Origin of the sequence: Mycolicibacterium madagascariense (assembly GCF_010729665.1) — a bacterium.
GTDB lineage: Bacteria > Actinomycetota > Actinomycetes > Mycobacteriales > Mycobacteriaceae > Mycobacterium > Mycobacterium madagascariense.
On record NZ_AP022610.1, the window covers coordinates 2,204,179 to 2,218,984 of the forward strand.

Annotated in this window: 14 protein-coding genes; 8 read left to right on the forward strand and 6 right to left on the reverse strand. The window is 70.8% G+C overall.

The features are described 5' to 3' along the window. Positions 1 to 30: 30 nt before the first annotated feature. Together G6N60_RS10425 and cofC are read right to left on the reverse strand one after the other, a co-directional pair. Complete coding sequence (locus G6N60_RS10425; RefSeq protein ID WP_372510925.1) at positions 31 to 2,190, reverse strand: RNA degradosome polyphosphate kinase; 2,160 nt, start codon at positions 2,188 to 2,190, stop codon at positions 31 to 33. Between the two features lie 34 nt (positions 2,191 to 2,224). Further along, positions 2,225 to 2,911: a 2-phospho-L-lactate guanylyltransferase gene (gene cofC, locus G6N60_RS10430; protein WP_163736246.1), complete on the reverse strand. Its 687-nt coding sequence runs from the start codon at positions 2,909 to 2,911 to the stop codon at positions 2,225 to 2,227. A gap of 45 nt (positions 2,912 to 2,956) precedes the next feature. Here cofC and G6N60_RS10435 point away from each other — a divergent pair, with 45 nt between their 5' ends. From G6N60_RS10435 to G6N60_RS10445, 3 genes are read left to right on the forward strand one after another with little or no spacing between them, the layout of a single operon-like run. Beyond that, on the forward strand, positions 2,957 to 3,955 hold the full coding sequence (locus G6N60_RS10435; RefSeq protein ID WP_163736249.1) for an NAD(P)H-dependent glycerol-3-phosphate dehydrogenase: 999 nt from the start codon (positions 2,957 to 2,959) through the stop codon (positions 3,953 to 3,955). Between the two features lie 4 nt (positions 3,956 to 3,959). After that, positions 3,960 to 5,063, forward strand: coding sequence for a cystathionine gamma-lyase (locus G6N60_RS10440; protein ID WP_163736251.1), 1,104 nt, complete (start codon positions 3,960 to 3,962; stop codon positions 5,061 to 5,063). Between the two features lie 36 nt (positions 5,064 to 5,099). Further along, positions 5,100 to 6,239 (forward strand): D-alanine--D-alanine ligase family protein, encoded by a 1,140-nt coding sequence (locus tag G6N60_RS10445; protein WP_163736253.1) that lies wholly within the window; start codon positions 5,100 to 5,102, stop codon positions 6,237 to 6,239. On the opposite strand, the gene G6N60_RS10450 is transcribed toward G6N60_RS10445, so the two are convergent. Further along, complete coding sequence (locus tag G6N60_RS10450) at positions 6,236 to 6,799, reverse strand: DUF3515 domain-containing protein (RefSeq protein WP_246240542.1); 564 nt, start codon at positions 6,797 to 6,799, stop codon at positions 6,236 to 6,238. The two genes, G6N60_RS10445 and G6N60_RS10450, sit on opposite strands and share 4 nt — an antisense overlap. Before the next feature lie 10 nt (positions 6,800 to 6,809). Continuing rightward, a complete protein-coding gene (locus tag G6N60_RS10455; RefSeq protein ID WP_163736259.1) occupies positions 6,810 to 7,052 on the reverse strand; it encodes an Lrp/AsnC family transcriptional regulator in 243 nt (80 codons plus the stop codon). 101 nt (positions 7,053 to 7,153) lie between these two features. Between G6N60_RS10455 and G6N60_RS10460 the strand changes: the two genes are divergently transcribed. Together G6N60_RS10460 and G6N60_RS10465 are read left to right on the forward strand one after the other, a co-directional pair. Further along, a complete protein-coding gene (locus tag G6N60_RS10460) occupies positions 7,154 to 8,110 on the forward strand; it encodes a thiamine-phosphate kinase (RefSeq protein WP_163736262.1) in 957 nt (318 codons plus the stop codon). 70 nt (positions 8,111 to 8,180) lie between these two features. Next, positions 8,181 to 8,864, forward strand: a complete 684-nt coding sequence (locus G6N60_RS10465; protein ID WP_163736264.1) for a uracil-DNA glycosylase — start codon at positions 8,181 to 8,183, stop codon at positions 8,862 to 8,864. Positions 8,865 to 8,955: 91 nt separating this feature from the next. Here the strand turns inward: G6N60_RS10465 and rpmB are convergent, their stop codons facing one another. Beyond that, entirely contained in the window at positions 8,956 to 9,150 is a 195-nt protein-coding gene (gene rpmB, locus G6N60_RS10470) for a 50S ribosomal protein L28 (RefSeq protein ID WP_163736267.1), read from the reverse strand. A gap of 203 nt (positions 9,151 to 9,353) precedes the next feature. Between rpmB and G6N60_RS10475 the strand changes: the two genes are divergently transcribed. From G6N60_RS10475 to G6N60_RS10485, 3 genes are read left to right on the forward strand one after another with little or no spacing between them, the layout of a single operon-like run. Next, positions 9,354 to 10,982 (forward strand): fatty acid kinase ATP-binding subunit FakA, encoded by a 1,629-nt coding sequence (locus G6N60_RS10475; protein WP_163736270.1) that lies wholly within the window; start codon positions 9,354 to 9,356, stop codon positions 10,980 to 10,982. A 31-nt stretch (positions 10,983 to 11,013) separates the two neighbouring features. Continuing rightward, entirely contained in the window at positions 11,014 to 13,257 is a 2,244-nt protein-coding gene (gene recG, locus G6N60_RS10480) for an ATP-dependent DNA helicase RecG (protein WP_163736273.1), read from the forward strand. Continuing rightward, positions 13,254 to 13,955 carry an HNH endonuclease family protein gene (locus tag G6N60_RS10485; RefSeq protein WP_163736276.1) on the forward strand — a complete coding sequence of 234 codons (702 nt, stop codon included), beginning with the start codon at positions 13,254 to 13,256 and terminating at the stop codon, positions 13,953 to 13,955. Before recG ends, G6N60_RS10485 begins: the two co-directional genes overlap by 4 nt. On the opposite strand, the gene G6N60_RS10490 is transcribed toward G6N60_RS10485, so the two are convergent. Beyond that, positions 13,952 to 14,803 carry an aldo/keto reductase gene (locus G6N60_RS10490; protein ID WP_163736279.1) on the reverse strand — a complete coding sequence of 284 codons (852 nt, stop codon included), beginning with the start codon at positions 14,801 to 14,803 and terminating at the stop codon, positions 13,952 to 13,954. The genes G6N60_RS10485 and G6N60_RS10490 overlap by 4 nt on opposite strands. Between the last annotated feature and the right edge of the window lie 3 nt (positions 14,804 to 14,806).

Genomic DNA, 14,806 nt, shown 5'->3' on the forward strand with positions numbered 1-14,806 from the left:
CAGGTCAATACGGCCGGCGCGAGCCGACCGTCACGGATGCCGGTGACGTTCCATCAGCGACACCTGGTGGTCGCGCACGGTCTCACCTTCCTGTGGCGACGCAGTCCAGTGACCGTCGGGACCGAGCTCCCAGCACCGGGTCGTGGGATCCAGGGCCGATTCGAACACGTCGTTCAGCTGGTCGGTCAGCCGTGGATCCTTGACCTGTGCCATCACCTCGACGCGACGGTCGAGATTACGATGCATCATGTCGGCACTCCCGATCCAGAACTCGTCGATGGCGCGGAAGTGAATGATTCGCGAATGCTCCAGGAAACGACCGAGTATCGACCGCACGGTGACGTTCTCCGAGAAGCCGGGCGCGCCGGGGCGTAGCGCGCAGATCCCGCGGACGACCACCTCGACGCGCACACCGGCCTGCGAGGCGCGGTACAGCGCGTCGATCACCTGTTCGTCGACCAAGGCGTTGGCCTTCAGACGAATCCGTGCGTCGGCGCCGTCGCGGTGGGCGGCGATCTCGCGCTCGATGCGTTCGACGATGCCCCTGCGGACGCCGTAGGGCGCCACCAGCAGGTTGCGGTAGGACATCTTGCGCGAGTAGCCGGTGAGCGAGTTGAACAGGTCGGTGAGGTCGGCGCCGATGTCGGGGGAGGCCGTCAGCAGGCCGACGTCCTCGTAGAGGCGCGAGGTCTTGGGGTTGTAGTTGCCGGTGCCGATGTGGCAGTAGCGCCGGATGGCGGATCCCTCGCGACGCACGACGAGGCATGTCTTGCAATGGGTCTTGAGTCCGATGAGCCCGTAAACGACGTGGACGCCCGCCTGCTCCAGCGCGCGTGCCCACTTGATGTTGGCCTGCTCGTCGAAGCGGGCCTTGATCTCCACCAGGGCGACGACCTGCTTGCCCGCCTCGGCGGCGTCGATCAGCGCGCTGACGATCGGCGAGTCACCCGACGTGCGGTACAGCGTCTGCTTGATCGCGAGCACGTTCGGGTCGGCCGCGGCCTGCTCGATGAAGCGTTGCACCGTCGTGGAGAACGAGTCGTACGGGTGATGGACGAGGACGTCACCGTCGCGCAGCGTGGAGAAGATGCTCTTCGGGGTCTCCCGTTCACCGAACGCCGGTGGGGTGGCCGGGACGAACGGCGGGTCCTTCAGATCGGGCCGGTCGACGCCGTAGATCTGCCACAGCGAGGACATGTCGAGCAGGCCGGGCACCTGGATCACGTCACCGGGGTGCACGTCGAGTTCGCGCAGGAGGAGTTCGAGCATGTTCTCGGTCATGTCGTCGGCGACCTCGAGGCGCACCGGAGATCCGAAGCGGCGCCGGGCCAATTCGCGTTCCAGGGCTTGGAGCAGATCCTCGTCGCGGTCCTCTTCGACCTCGAAGTCGGCGTTGCGCGTGATGCGGAAGGCGTGGTGCTCCACGATTTCCAGACCGGGGAACAGCACCGAGAGGAACGCGGCGATCAATTCCTCCATGGGCAGGAACCGAATTGCGGCACCGCCCTCGCGCGGCCCGAGCTCGACGAACCGGTCGACGTTGTCGGGCACCTTGATGCGGGCGAAGTGCTGCGTGCCGTCCTCGGGTTGCTTCACCGTGACCGCCAGGTTGAGGCTCAGCCCACTGACGAACGGGAACGGGTGGGCGGGGTCGACGGCGAGCGGTGTCAGCACCGGGAACACCTGCTCCTGGAAGTAGGCGGAGAGCCGTTCCCGTTCGTCGTCGTCGAGCTGGGCCCACGTCACGACGATGATGCCCTCCTCCGCCAGCGCGGGGCGCACGTCCTCCATGAACACCCTGGCGTGCCTGCTCGCGATCTGCTGGGTGCGCTCACCGATGCGACGCAGCTGTTCGCGCGGTGAGAGGCCGTCGGCCGAACGCACCGAAAGACCCATCTCGTCACGACGTTTCAGCCCCGCCACCCTGACCATGTAGAACTCGTCGAGGTTGGACGCGAAGATCGCGAGGAACTTGGCCCGCTCCAACAGTGCCAGCGACGGGTCGGCGGCCAGTGCCAGCACCCTGGCGTTGAAGTCCAGCCAGCTCAGTTCGCGGTTGAGATAGCGATCGTCGGGCAGTGCCTCGGACCCCGAGAGCGGGGCCGTGCCTGCGGTCGTGGCCGGTGGCGCCTCGGGCGTGCCGTCCGACGCCCAGTCCGTATCAGCAGGTCGTGTCTCGGCTTCGGTCACGCAGACGATCATCCCCCATGGGCGGTCCCGCGTGCTAGGTGCCGCCCACGGTGTTCTTGGTGACGGCCCCGACGCCGAGGCCGAGGGCGGTCGCCAGGTCGTCGGGGGTGTCGATGTCACAGCGCAACCCCGGCCACGCGCCCGTCAGCTCGACCGCACCCGAATCCCGGTGTCGGCCAGCGGAATTCGTACCGAACGACGGTGCCAGCGGGACGCCGAAGGCGAACAGGGCCGACGTTCCCGTGCCATGCCGGTCGCTGACGAAGCTGCGCCGGTGGCGGCGCGCCCTGGCGATGGCCTCCGCGAGCTCGCGCGGCTGCAGCGCGGGCAGATCACCTTGCAGGACGCCGACGTTGGGCGTATCGGCCCGGATGGCGGCCTCGGTCACCGCGATCGCGTTGTTCAGCGGATCGGGGTGATCCGCCGGGGTGGGGTCGACGTGGACCCGCGCGCCGAGTTCGCGCACGGCCTCGGCCGCCACGGCGTCCGGGGTGACGACGGTGATCGTCCGCACCGCGATCACCGACGAGGCGGCGGTGATGGTGTCGACGAGCATCGCGAGGACGACGGCCTCGCGGCTCTCCGGCTCGAACGCCGGGGTGAGCCGCGTCTTGGCCGCGCTCAGCCGCTTCACCGCGATGATCAACCCGACATCGCCCTCGCCCGCGGGCGCCGCGGAGCTCCCCGAGGCTCCCGGGGCTGTGGTGCGCTCGCCGCTCATGGCCGCCATCCTGCCAGCAGCGCGGATCAGGCTAGATTTGTTCCCGTGGTGAAGGCTGCGGTCATGGGCGCCGGTGCGTGGGGAACCGCGCTGGCGAAGGTGCTCGCCGACGCGGGCAACGACGTCACGCTGTGGTCGCGGCGCGCGGAGCTGGCCGAGGAGATCAATCACACCCACCGCAACACCCGCTACATCGGCGACGTCGCGCTGCCCGCCTCGATCCGGGCCACCGGCGACGCCGAGACGGCACTCGACGGCGCCTGCACCGTGCTGTTGGCGGTGCCGTCGCAGACGTTGCGCGGCAATCTCCAACCGTGGCGCGCGGCGATCGGTCACGACGCGACGCTGGTCAGCGTCGCCAAGGGCATCGAGTTGGATTCGCTGATGCGGATGAGCCAGGTGATCGTGCAGGTGACCGGGGCCGACCCGGCGCGGGTCGCCGTGGTCACCGGACCCAACCTGGCCACCGAGATCCTCGACGAGCAGCCTGCGGCGACGGTGGTCGCGTGCACGGACTCGGGTCGGGCCGTGACGCTTCAGCGCGCCTTCTCCACCCGATACTTCCGGCCCTATACCAACTCCGACGTGGTCGGTGCGGAGATCGGCGGTGCGTGCAAGAACGTCATCGCCCTGGCCTGCGGCATGGCCGCCGGTGTCGGGTTGGGGGAGAACACGTCGGCGGCCATCATCACCCGGGGTCTGGCCGAGATCATGCGGTTGGGAATCGCTTTGGGCGCCAAGAGTTCTACGCTCGCCGGTCTGGCCGGCGTCGGGGATCTGGTCGCCACGTGTACGTCGCCGCGGTCGCGCAACCGGGCCTTCGGTGAGCGGCTGGGCCGCGGGGGGACCATGGAATCGGCGTTGCGCGAGGCGGCCGGCCACGTCGCGGAGGGCGTCGCGTCGTGCCAGTCGGTGCTCGCGCTCGCCGAGAGCTACGACGTGGAGATGCCGCTCACCGACGCCGTGCACCGCGTGTGCCACCGGGGCCTGTCGGTCCACGATGCCGTCGCGCTGCTCCTCGGGCGCACCACGAAACCGGAGTGACGCGATGACCGGACAGTACGGCGACTCCACCCGCAGCGTCAAAGCCGTTGCCTCCGAACACGTTCCAGGCCAACCGATCGCCTCGCCGCCGGTGCCGGTGTCGGCCTACCACCTGTCGGCCGACGAGTCCGAACCGCTGGACTCCTACGGCCGCAGCTCGAATCCGACCTGGCGCCAACTCGAGTCGGCGCTGGCGGCACTGGAGGGGGCCACCACCGCACTGTCGTTCGGGTCCGGCATGGCCGCCATCACCGCGGTGCTGCGCGTGCTCGCCGGACCCGGCACGGCGCTCGTCGTGCCCGCCGACGGCTACTACCAGGTTCGGCGCTACGCCGCCGAATACCTGGCCCCCCTCGGCGTCGACGTGCGCGAGGTGAGTGCGGCCGACATGTGCGAGGCGGCCGGCTCCGCGGACGTCGTCCTGGCCGAGACGCCGATCAACCCGACCCTCGACGTCGTCGACCTGCACCGGCTGGCGATGACGTGCCGCAGCCGCGGCGCGACGCTCGTCGTCGACAACACCGCGTCGACACCGCTTGGGCAGCAACCACTTTCACTCGGCGCCGACCTGGTGGTGGCCAGCGCGACGAAGGCGCTGTCGGGCCACGGTGACCTGCTCGCCGGGTACGTCGCGGGCAACCATCCCGAGCACATGGCCGCCGTCGAACGGGAACGGCTGCTGGCGGGCGCGATCCTCGGTCCCTTCGAGGCCTGGCTCGCGCTGCGCAGCCTCGGCAGCGCCGGTCTGCGCGTCGAGCGGCAGTGCCACAACGCCATGGCGATGGCGCTGATGCTGCGCGAGCACCCCGTCGTGCGTTCGGTCCGCTATCCCGGTTTGCCGGACGACCCCGCGCACCAGGTGGCGTGCCACCAGATGAAGCGCTTCGGCGGTCTGGTGTCCTTCGAACTCGCCGACGCCGACGCCGTGCACCGACTCGTCGCGCGCAGCAACCTGCTGGTCGCCGCCACCAGCTTCGGCGGCATCCACACGTCGCTGGACCGCCGGGCACGCTGGGGCGACCCGGTGCCGGCCGGATTCGCCCGGATGTCGCTGGGCATCGAGGACACCGACGACCTGGTCAGCGACGTCGCCACGGCGCTCGGCTGACCGACGGGCCGCCGCGGACGGTAGCCTCTCTAGGTTGTGACCGTCTCCGAAGAGCCCGGCCGCGGCCCCGAGGCCCGGGTCCGGACGCGCGTGGCCGTCGTCTATGGCGGTCGCAGCAGCGAGCACGCCATCTCCTGCGTCTCCGCGGGCAGCATCCTCCGCAACCTGGACCCGGAACGCTTCGAGGTGGTCGCCGTGGGCATCACCCCCGACGGGTCCTGGGTGCTGACCGACGGCAGACCCGAGACGCTCGCGATCACCGACGGCCGGCTGCCCGAGGTCTCCGGCGCTTCCGGAACCGCGCTGGCGCTGACCGCCGACCCGCGTCGCCGCGGGGAGTTGCTGTCGTTGGGCGAGGGTGCGGGCGGCGTCCTGGCCGCCGTCGACGTCGTCTTTCCCGTGCTGCACGGACCCTACGGCGAGGACGGCACCATCCAGGGGCTGCTCGAGCTGGCCGGTGTGCCCTACGTCGGCGCGGGTGTGTTGGCCAGCGCCGCGGGCATGGACAAGGAGTTCACCAAGAAACTGCTCGCCGCGGAGGGACTGCCCATCGGTGACCAGGTGGTGCTGCGGGCCGGCGTCACGACCGTCGACCTCGACGACCGGGAGCGGCTCGGGTTGCCGGTATTCGTCAAACCCGCGCGCGGGGGTTCCTCGATCGGCGTCAGCCGCGTGACGGACTGGGCCGACCTCGACGCGGCCATCGCCTATGCGCGCACGCACGACCCCAAGGTCATCGTCGAGGCGGCCGTGCCGGGGCGCGAATTGGAGTGCGGCGTGCTGGAACTGGCGGACGGCAGGGTCGAGGCCAGCACGGTCGGCGAGATCCGCGTGGCGGGCGTGCGCGGCCGCGAGGACGGCTTCTACGACTTCGCCACCAAGTACCTGGAGGACGCCGCCGAGCTCGACGTCCCGGCCAAGGTCGACGACGAGATCGCCGATGTGATAAGGGATTTGGCGATCCGTGCGTTTCGCGCCATCGATTGTCAGGGTCTGGCCCGCGTCGACTTCTTCCTCACCGAGGACGGCCCGGTCATCAACGAGATCAACACCATGCCCGGGTTCACGACCATCTCGATGTACCCGCGGATGTGGGCGGCCAGCGGAATGGACTATCCGACGCTGCTGGCCGCCATGGTCGACACCGCGATGGCGCGGGGGACCGGCCTGCGCTAGCGGATCGGTCCCGGGTCCAGCGGAGTCGCCGGCATCGTCTGCGACAGCGCGCGGGAGATCAACTGGATGGGATCGGGACCCGACCCGTCGGGCAGGGTCAGCGCGACGTACACCGGCCGGTCGACCGCCACCCACGTCGTGCGGCCGTCTCCGGGGATGCGGAACCACTGCACGTCGTCCACGCCCTGCAGGGGCGAGCTCGTCACGAAGTCGTCGGGGCGGTCCAGTCCGCACCGCAGGATGACGGGATCCTCGCCGGCTCCGGCCTGCCATGCCGCGGCGCCCGGGGGGACCGGCGCGACGGCGGCGGCGCGATGGTAGTCACCGAGTGAATCGGGCAGCGCCTGCATCAGCCGCTGACACGACGGGTCCTGCGCCTTCGGCGCGGGGGCGGCGGCGATTGCCACGGGCTGCGGTGCCGGCGTCGCCTCCCTGGTCGCCGCCACCACCAGGATCGCGACGACCGCACCGACGGCGACCACGATCGCGGCGATCAGGACGGCCCGCGGCGGGCCGTCGCGTCCATCGGTGCTGGCATCGTCGGGGATGGGGTCGGTCACCCCTTGCACTCTAGGAGGGCGACCCGTTCGCAATCGGGCAGGTCAGCGTGCGGGTGATGCCGGTGACCTGCTGCACACTGGGGACCACGGTGGATTCGAGCAGTGCCATGGTGTCCGCCTCGATGCGGACCACGACGTCGTAGGGACCCGTGACGTACTCCGCGGACACGACGCCGGGGAGCGCCGCCAACTGCTTCGCGACCACCTCGGCGCGGCCCACTTCGGTCTGAATCAGCATGAACGCCTCGACCACTCGCGCTGTCCTCCGTTTCGGCTGCATAGACTCCACGCCGCAGGGGACCAAACCTACCGCAGGTCGCGCCGCTGTTCAGGACACGAGAGTTCAGGGGTGACATGGCCGACGAGGAGCGTGCGAGGACGCTCGCCGAGCTCGGCGAGTTCGCCGTCATCGACCGGCTCGTCGTCGGCCGTCGACATCCCGCGACCGTGCTCGTCGGACCCGGTGACGACGCGGCCGTGCTCACCGCCGCCGACGGCCGGACCGTCGTGTCGACCGACATGCTGGTCGAGGGCAGACACTTTCGACTCGACTGGTCGACCCCCCATGACGTCGGCCGAAAGGCGATCGCGCAGAACGCCGCCGACGTGGAGGCCATGGGAGCGACGGCGACGGCCTTCGTCGTGGCGTTCGGCGCGCCCGGCACGACGCCCGCCGACGACGTGGCGCGGCTGTCGGACGGGATGTGGGACGAGGCCGCGCGATTCGGCGCGACGATCGTCGGGGGCGATCTGGTGGCCGCGCCGCAGTGGGTGGTCTCGGTGACCGCGCTGGGCGACCTCGCGGGCCTGCCGCCGGTGACCGTCGCCGGCGCGCGACCGGGGGACGTCGTCGCGGTCGTCGGTGACCTCGGCCGGTCGGCCGCGGGATACTGGTTGTGGCGCAACGAGATTCGCGGACATGACGAGCTGCGGGAGCGGCATTTGGTGCCGTCGGTGCCCTACGGCCAGGGCCGGGCCGCGGCCGAGGCGGGCGCCACCGCGATGACCGACGTCTCCGACGGTCTGCTCGCCGACCTCGGGCACGTCGCGGACGCCTCGCACGTCGGGATCGACCTGTCGCGCGCCCTGCTGGGCGCTGACCACGATGCGGTCGTCGCCGCGGCGGCCGCCACGGGCGGGGACCCGTGGGCACTGGTGCTCGGCGGCGGGGAGGACCACGCCCTGGTCGCGACGTTCCCTGCGGAGATTCCCGACGGGTGGCGGCGGATCGGCGTCGTGGTCGACGGACCGTCGCGCGTCCTGGTCGACGGCGCGGTGCCCGCGGGCGACACGGGCTGGCAATCCTACTGAGTCGACGATCGCACGGACCCGGGCGCGCCGCCCACGAGTCGGGGACCGACGCACGATAGGTTGGCGTCCCGTGACTGCACGCCCGCTCTCAGAGCTCGTCGAGAACGGCTGGGCCGATGCGCTGCAGCCGGTTGCCGACCAGGTTGCCCAGATGGGCGAATTCCTCAGGACCGAACTGGCGGAGGGCCGCGGCTACCTACCCCAGGGCCAGAACGTGCTGCGCGCGTTCACCTTTCCGTTCGACGGCGTGCGGGTGCTGATCGTCGGGCAGGACCCCTACCCGACGCCGGGGCACGCGGTGGGGCTCAGCTTCTCGGTCGCTCCCGACGTGCGTCCGCTGCCGCGCAGCCTGGAGAACATCTACCGGGAGTACGCCCAGGATCTCGGGTATCCCGCGCCGCCGAACGGTGACCTGACGCCGTGGGCGCAGCGCGGGGTGATGCTGCTCAATAGGGTGCTGACCGTCAGGGCCGGAACGCCGGCCTCACATCGCGGCAAGGGGTGGGAGGCGGTCACCGAGTGCGCGATCCGGGCGCTGGCGGCCCGGCCGCAGCCGTTGGTGGCGGTGCTGTGGGGGCGTGACGCGCAGACGCTCAAGCCCATGCTGAACGCCGCGAACTGCGCGACCATCGAATCGGTGCACCCGTCGCCGCTGTCCGCGTCGCGGGGGTTCTTCGGCTCGCGGCCCTTCAGCCGCGTCAACGAATTGCTGACGACGATGGGCGCCGAGCCGATCGACTGGCGCCTGTCCTGATAGGCCGAGTCTGCTGACAGATCGCATCCACTAGCGGGAATGCGATCTCCCAGCAGACTCGCGCTCCAGCAGTCGTGCGGGTGAGCGGCGATCAGCCGCGAACGACCTTGCCCGCCTTGATGCACGACGTGCACGCGTTGATGCGCTTCTTGTTGCCACCCGGGCGGCTCACGGCGTGCACGGTCTGGATGTTCGGATCCCACCGGCGGTTCGTCCGGCGATGGGAGTGCGACACCGACTTGCCGAAGCCGGGGCCCTTCCCGCAGACATCGCACACCGCAGCCATGTGAACTCCTTGATCGGTATCTGGGGGCCAGCGACCGCCGACGCGGGTGACCCAACAACCTGACCAGGATACCGACAGCCCCGGCGATCGCCAAAACGGCGGCACCTCGTGGACGGCCGCCGACGGCACGGCCCGCTGTCGGGCACAGTGGCTAGGCTGACGCGAACGAGGCCGCGTTGGGTCGAAGGAGAGGCGGTTTGGGCATGTCCGCACGCCGACTCGACGCCACCGCCCTGCGGGACTGGGCGCGCGAGGCGGTCACGCGCCTCATCGCCACGACCGACGAGATCAACCGGCTCAACGTGTTTCCCGTCGCCGACGCCGACACCGGCACCAACATGCTGTTCACCATGCGGGCCGCGGCGGCCAGGGCCGACGCCGAGCCCGGCGCGGACGTGACCGGTGTCGTCGCCGCCCTCGCCGAAGGCGCCCTGCAGGGGGCCCGCGGCAACTCCGGGATCATCCTGTCCCAGATCCTGCGCGGCCTCGCCGACGTCGTCGAAGGGGGAGCCGAGGAACGCGCCGGCGAGCTGAGCGACGTCGACGGAGCGCTGCTGGCCGCCGCGCTGCGCCACGCCGTCGTGCTCGCCGACGCCTCGGTCAGCGAGACCGCGCCGGGCACCATCGTCTCGGTGCTCGCGGCCGCGGCGGACGCCGCCGAACACGGCGCCGCCGACCGCGCGGACGTCGCCGACGTCGCCACCGCGGCCGCCGACGCCGCGGTCATCGCCCTGGAGAAGACCCCCCAGCAGCTCGGCGTGCTGGCCGAGGCGGGCGTGGTCGACGCCGGCGGGCGCGGACTGCTGGTGCTGCTCGACGCGCTGACGGCCACCCTCACCGGGCATGCCCCGCACCGCGTCGCCTACGAGCCCGCCGACGTCACCGCCCCGCCGACCGACGTGGCGGTGTTCGCGCCACCCCGCTTCGAGGTGATGTACCTCCTCGACGGCTGCGCCCCCGAGGCCCTGGACCTACTGCGGTCACGGCTCGACGAGCTCGGCGACTCGGTGACGATCGCCGCGTCCGGCGTGGCGGGCAGGTACTCCGTGCACGTGCACAGCGACGACGCGGGCGGCGCGGTCGAGGCGGCGCTCGACGTCGGCACGCCGAGCCGCATCCAGATCACCGCGCTGACCGGTGCGGGTGGGTCTGCGGCGGGCCGGTGGACCAGGGACCGCGCCGTGCTGGCGATCGTGGAGGGCGACGGCGCCAAGGAGCTGTTCGAGGGGGAGGGCGCGCACGTCCTGCTCCGCGATGCCGACGCCGCGATCAGCGCACAGCATCTGCTGGCCGCACTCGTCGACGCGGCCGCCGCGCAGATCATGGTGCTGCCCAACGGTTTCGTCGCCGCCGAGGAGCTGGTCGCCGGATGCACGGCCGCGATCGGGTGGGGCATCGACGTCGTGCCCCTGCCGGCGGACTCGATGGTCCAGGGCCTGGCGGCGCTGGCCGTGCACGACGCGGGCAGGCAGGCCGTCGACGACGGATACACCATGGCCAGGGCCGCGGCCGGGGCCAGGCACGGGTCCGTGCGGGTGGCCACCGAGGAGGCACTGACGTGGGCGGGTACGTGCCTGCCCGGCGACGGGCTCGGCATCTCCGGTGACGAGGTGCTGATCGTGGGCGGGGACGTGACGGCCGCGGGCGCCGGTCTGATCGACCTGCTGCTGGGGTCGGGGGGCGAACTCGTCACGGTGCTGACGGGCGCCGGCGTCGAATCGGGGGTGGGGGCCGCGCTACGCGATCACGTGCACCGCCGCCATCTGGGCGTGGAGTTGGTCACCTATCACACCGGCCATCACGGCGATGCGCTGCTGATCGGAGTGGAATAGCCATGCGGCGCAGGGGAAGTGGCGGAGCGACATGAGCGTCGCACTCACCGATCGGCTCGACCGCGTCGTGGGCGCGAAGGCGGCCGACGCCCTCGAGGAGCACTTCGGCATCCTCACCGTCGACGACCTGCTGCGGCACTACCCGCGCCGCTACAGCCAGGGCATGTCGGTGCTCGAGGACGGGTGGGAGCCCCCCGAGGAGGGTGAGCACGTCACGTTCGTCGACGTCATCGCCAAGGCCGACGTCCGGTGGACCAACCGCCAGCCCAAGCGCGAGTTCCTCGTCATCACCCTGAAGAACAGCAAGCCCAAGGTGACGGCCACGTTCTTCAACGCGAGATGGACCAAGAACATCCTGGTTCCCAAGACGCGGCTGATGCTCTCCGGCGAGGTCGGATTCTTCAACGGCACCATGCAGCTGACGCATCCTGCGTTCCTCGTCCTCGAGGGTGCCGGGGAGGGCAAGGGCAGCAAGTCGCTGGCCAAGATCGCCGAGACGTCGCGGGAGCCGGATGGCGCGCTGTCCCTGGAGGGTTTTCAGCGCGACTACTTCCCGATCTACCCGGCGTCGGCCAAGGTTCAGAGCTGGGACCTCTACGCGTGCGTGCGCCAGGTGCTCGCCGTCCTGGACCCCATCGAGGATCCGCTGCCCGAATCCGTGGTGCGCCAACGTCATCTGATGTCCGAGGACGAGGCGCTGCGGGCGATCCACCTCGCCGAGAAGCCGGAGGACAGGGAGCGCGCACGGGAGCGCCTCGCCTTCGACGAGGCGGTGGGCCTGCAGTGGGCGCTGGTGGAGCGCAGGCACGGGGCGCTCAGCGAGACGGGTCCGCCCGCACCCTCGCGGGACGACGGGGTGGCCGCCGCGGTCGCGCGTCAGCTGCCCTTCGAGCTGACGGCCGGTCAGCGCGCCGTGCTGGAGGTCGTGACCGCCGAGCTCGCCGAGACCAAGCCGATGCACCGCATGCTGCAGGGCGAGGTGGGTTCGGGCAAGACGATCGTCTCGGTGCTGGCGATGGCCCAGATGGTCGACGCGGGGTACCAGTGCGCACTGCTGGCGCCGACGGAAGTGCTTGCCGCCCAACACGAACGGTCGATCCGCAGCGTCCTCGGTCCACTGGCCATGGCCGGTGAACTCGGCGGGGCGGACGGCGCGATCGGGGTCGCACTGCTCACCGGATCCATGACGGCACAGCGCAAGCGTCAGGTCCGCGAGCAGGTCGCCAGCGGTCACGCGGGCATCGTCATCGGCACCCATGCGCTGCTGCAGGACGCCGTCGAGTTCCACAACCTGGGGATGGTCGTCGTCGACGAGCAGCACCGCTTCGGGGTCGAGCAGCGGGATCGCTTGCGCGCCAAGGCCGTTGGCGACGTCACCCCGCATCTGCTGGTGATGACGGCGACGCCGATCCCGCGCACGGTCGCGCTGACCGTCTACGGCGACCTGGAGACCTCGGTGCTGCGGGAGCTGCCCCGCGGCAGGCAGCCGATCGCCACCAACACCATCTTCGTGGGTCAGCGGCCGACGTGGTTGCAGCGTGCGTGGCAGCGCATCGTCGAAGAGGTCACCGCGGGCAGGCAGGCCTACGTCGTCGCCTCGCGCATCGACGAGGACGACGGCAAGGAACCCGGGCGGAAGAAGGCGGGCCGCGAACCGGGCCCACCCGTGACGACGGTCGTCGAGCAGTACGAGCGCCTCGGGCAGGGGCCACTGAAGGGGTTGCGCCTCGGCCTGATGCACGGCCGGCTCTCCGGCGACGAGAAGGACGCCGTCATGTCGGCGTTCCGCGCCGGTGACATCGACGTCCTGGTGTGCACGACGGTCATCGAGGTCGGCGTCGACGTTCCCAACGCGACCGTGATGGTCGTGCTCGACGCTGACCGTTTCGGCATCAGTCAGCTGCACCAGCTGCGCGGGCGGATCGGCCGCGGCGAGCACCCCAGCCTGTGCCTGCTGGCCACCAACCTCCCCGAGGACTCCCGGGCCGGCGCGCGGCTCAAGGCCGTCGCCTCGACCCTCGACGGCTTCGAACTCGCCGACCTCGATCTCGCCGAGCGCCGCGAGGGTGACGTGCTCGGTCTGACGCAGTCCGGCAGGCCCATCACGTTGCGCCTGCTGTCACTGCACGAGCACCGCGAGCTCATCGAGTCCGCCCGTGCGTTCGCCGAGTCGGTGTACGAGGCCGACCCGCGGCTGGCCCGTCACCCCGGCATCGCCATGCTGGCCGCCCCCTTCGCCGAGACCGAGCGCGTCGAGTACCTGGACAAGGCGTGAGACGGACGGTCTACGCCGTGGCGGCGGTGGCCGTCGCGATCCTGGTCGCCGTGCAGGTCACCTCCGACCGCCACCGCAGCGACCCCGCCGTCGCCGGAGCCGAGGTGCCGACCGTGGCCGTGGGCGCCGACGTCCTCGCGGGCATCGCGGTGATACCCGAACGCATCCACGACCACGACTACCGGCGCGCGGCCTTCGGTGACGCCTGGACTGACGACACCTCCGCGCCGGGCGGGCACGACGGCTGCGACACCCGCGACGACGTCCTGAACCGGGACCTCGTCGACAAGACCTTCACCTCGACCGCCAGATGCCCGACGGCGGTGGCCACCGGCACGCTGCACGACCCGTACACCAACGCCGTCATCCACTTCACCAGGGGCAACCAGACCGGCGCCTCGGTCCAGATCGACCACATCGTGCCGTTGGCGCTGGCCTGGGACCTGGGCGCCCGCGCCTGGCCGGCCGACGAGCGCACGCGCTTCGCCAACGATCCGGCCAACCTGCTGGCGGTGCAGGGCAGGGCCAACCAAGACAAGGGTGACAAGGAACCGGCGAACTGGATGCCGCCGAACCACGCCTTCTGGTGTCAGTACGCGGTGCAGTTCGCGGCCGTGCTGCGGGGTTACGCGCTGCCGGTCGACGAGCGGTCGGCGACCAAGCTGCGCGCGGCCGCGGCCACCTGCCCGACGGGCTAGGTGCCGGTGTAGGTCGCGGGGTCGGGCCGGAAGCGGGTGCCCTCGTCGAGGCCGTTGAGCGCGTCCATGTGCGCGGTCGTCAGCTCGAAGTCGAACACGTCGGCGTTCTCGACGATGCGCTCCGGGGTTGCCGAGCGCGGGATGACCACGTTGCCGAGTTGCAGGCTCCAGCGGATGAGCACCTGAGCGGGTGACTTGCCGTACTCGGCGGCGACCGACGTCACCGTCGGGTTGTCCAGCAGGCGTCCGACGCCCAGCGGACCGTAGGCCTCGGTGACGATGTCATGTTCGGCGTTCGCCGCCCGCAGCTCGGACTGATTGAGCAGCGGGTGCAGCTCGATCTGGTTGATGGCGGGCGCGCTGAAGGACAGGTCGATGACGTTCGACAGGTCCTCGGCCGAGAAGTTGCATACGCCGATCGACTTGGCCAGGCCGTCTTCGCGCAGCTTCAGCATGCCGCCCCAGCTGTGCATGTAGGCGCCGGGGTCACCGCCGGGCCAGTGGATGAGGTAGGCGTCCACGTAGTCGGTGCCGAGCCGTTCGAGGCTGACCCGGCAGGCGTCCTGCGCGGCGCGGAAGCCGTGGTCGGCGGTGGCCAGCTTGGTGGTCAGGAAGATCTCCGCGCGGGGGATGCCCGACGCCGCGACGGCCCGTCCGACCGCCGCTTCGTTGCCGTAGGCGGACGCGGTGTCGATCAGCCGGATGCCGATCTCGAGTGCGGTTGCTACCGCGCGCTCGGTCTCCGCGTCCGACAGCTCGCCCACGCCGATCCCGAGCGACGGAATGCTGTTCTCGTCGTTGAGGCCCACCGCTGGAATCGGACTGGGAGTCCTTGCCGCCGAAGTCATGTC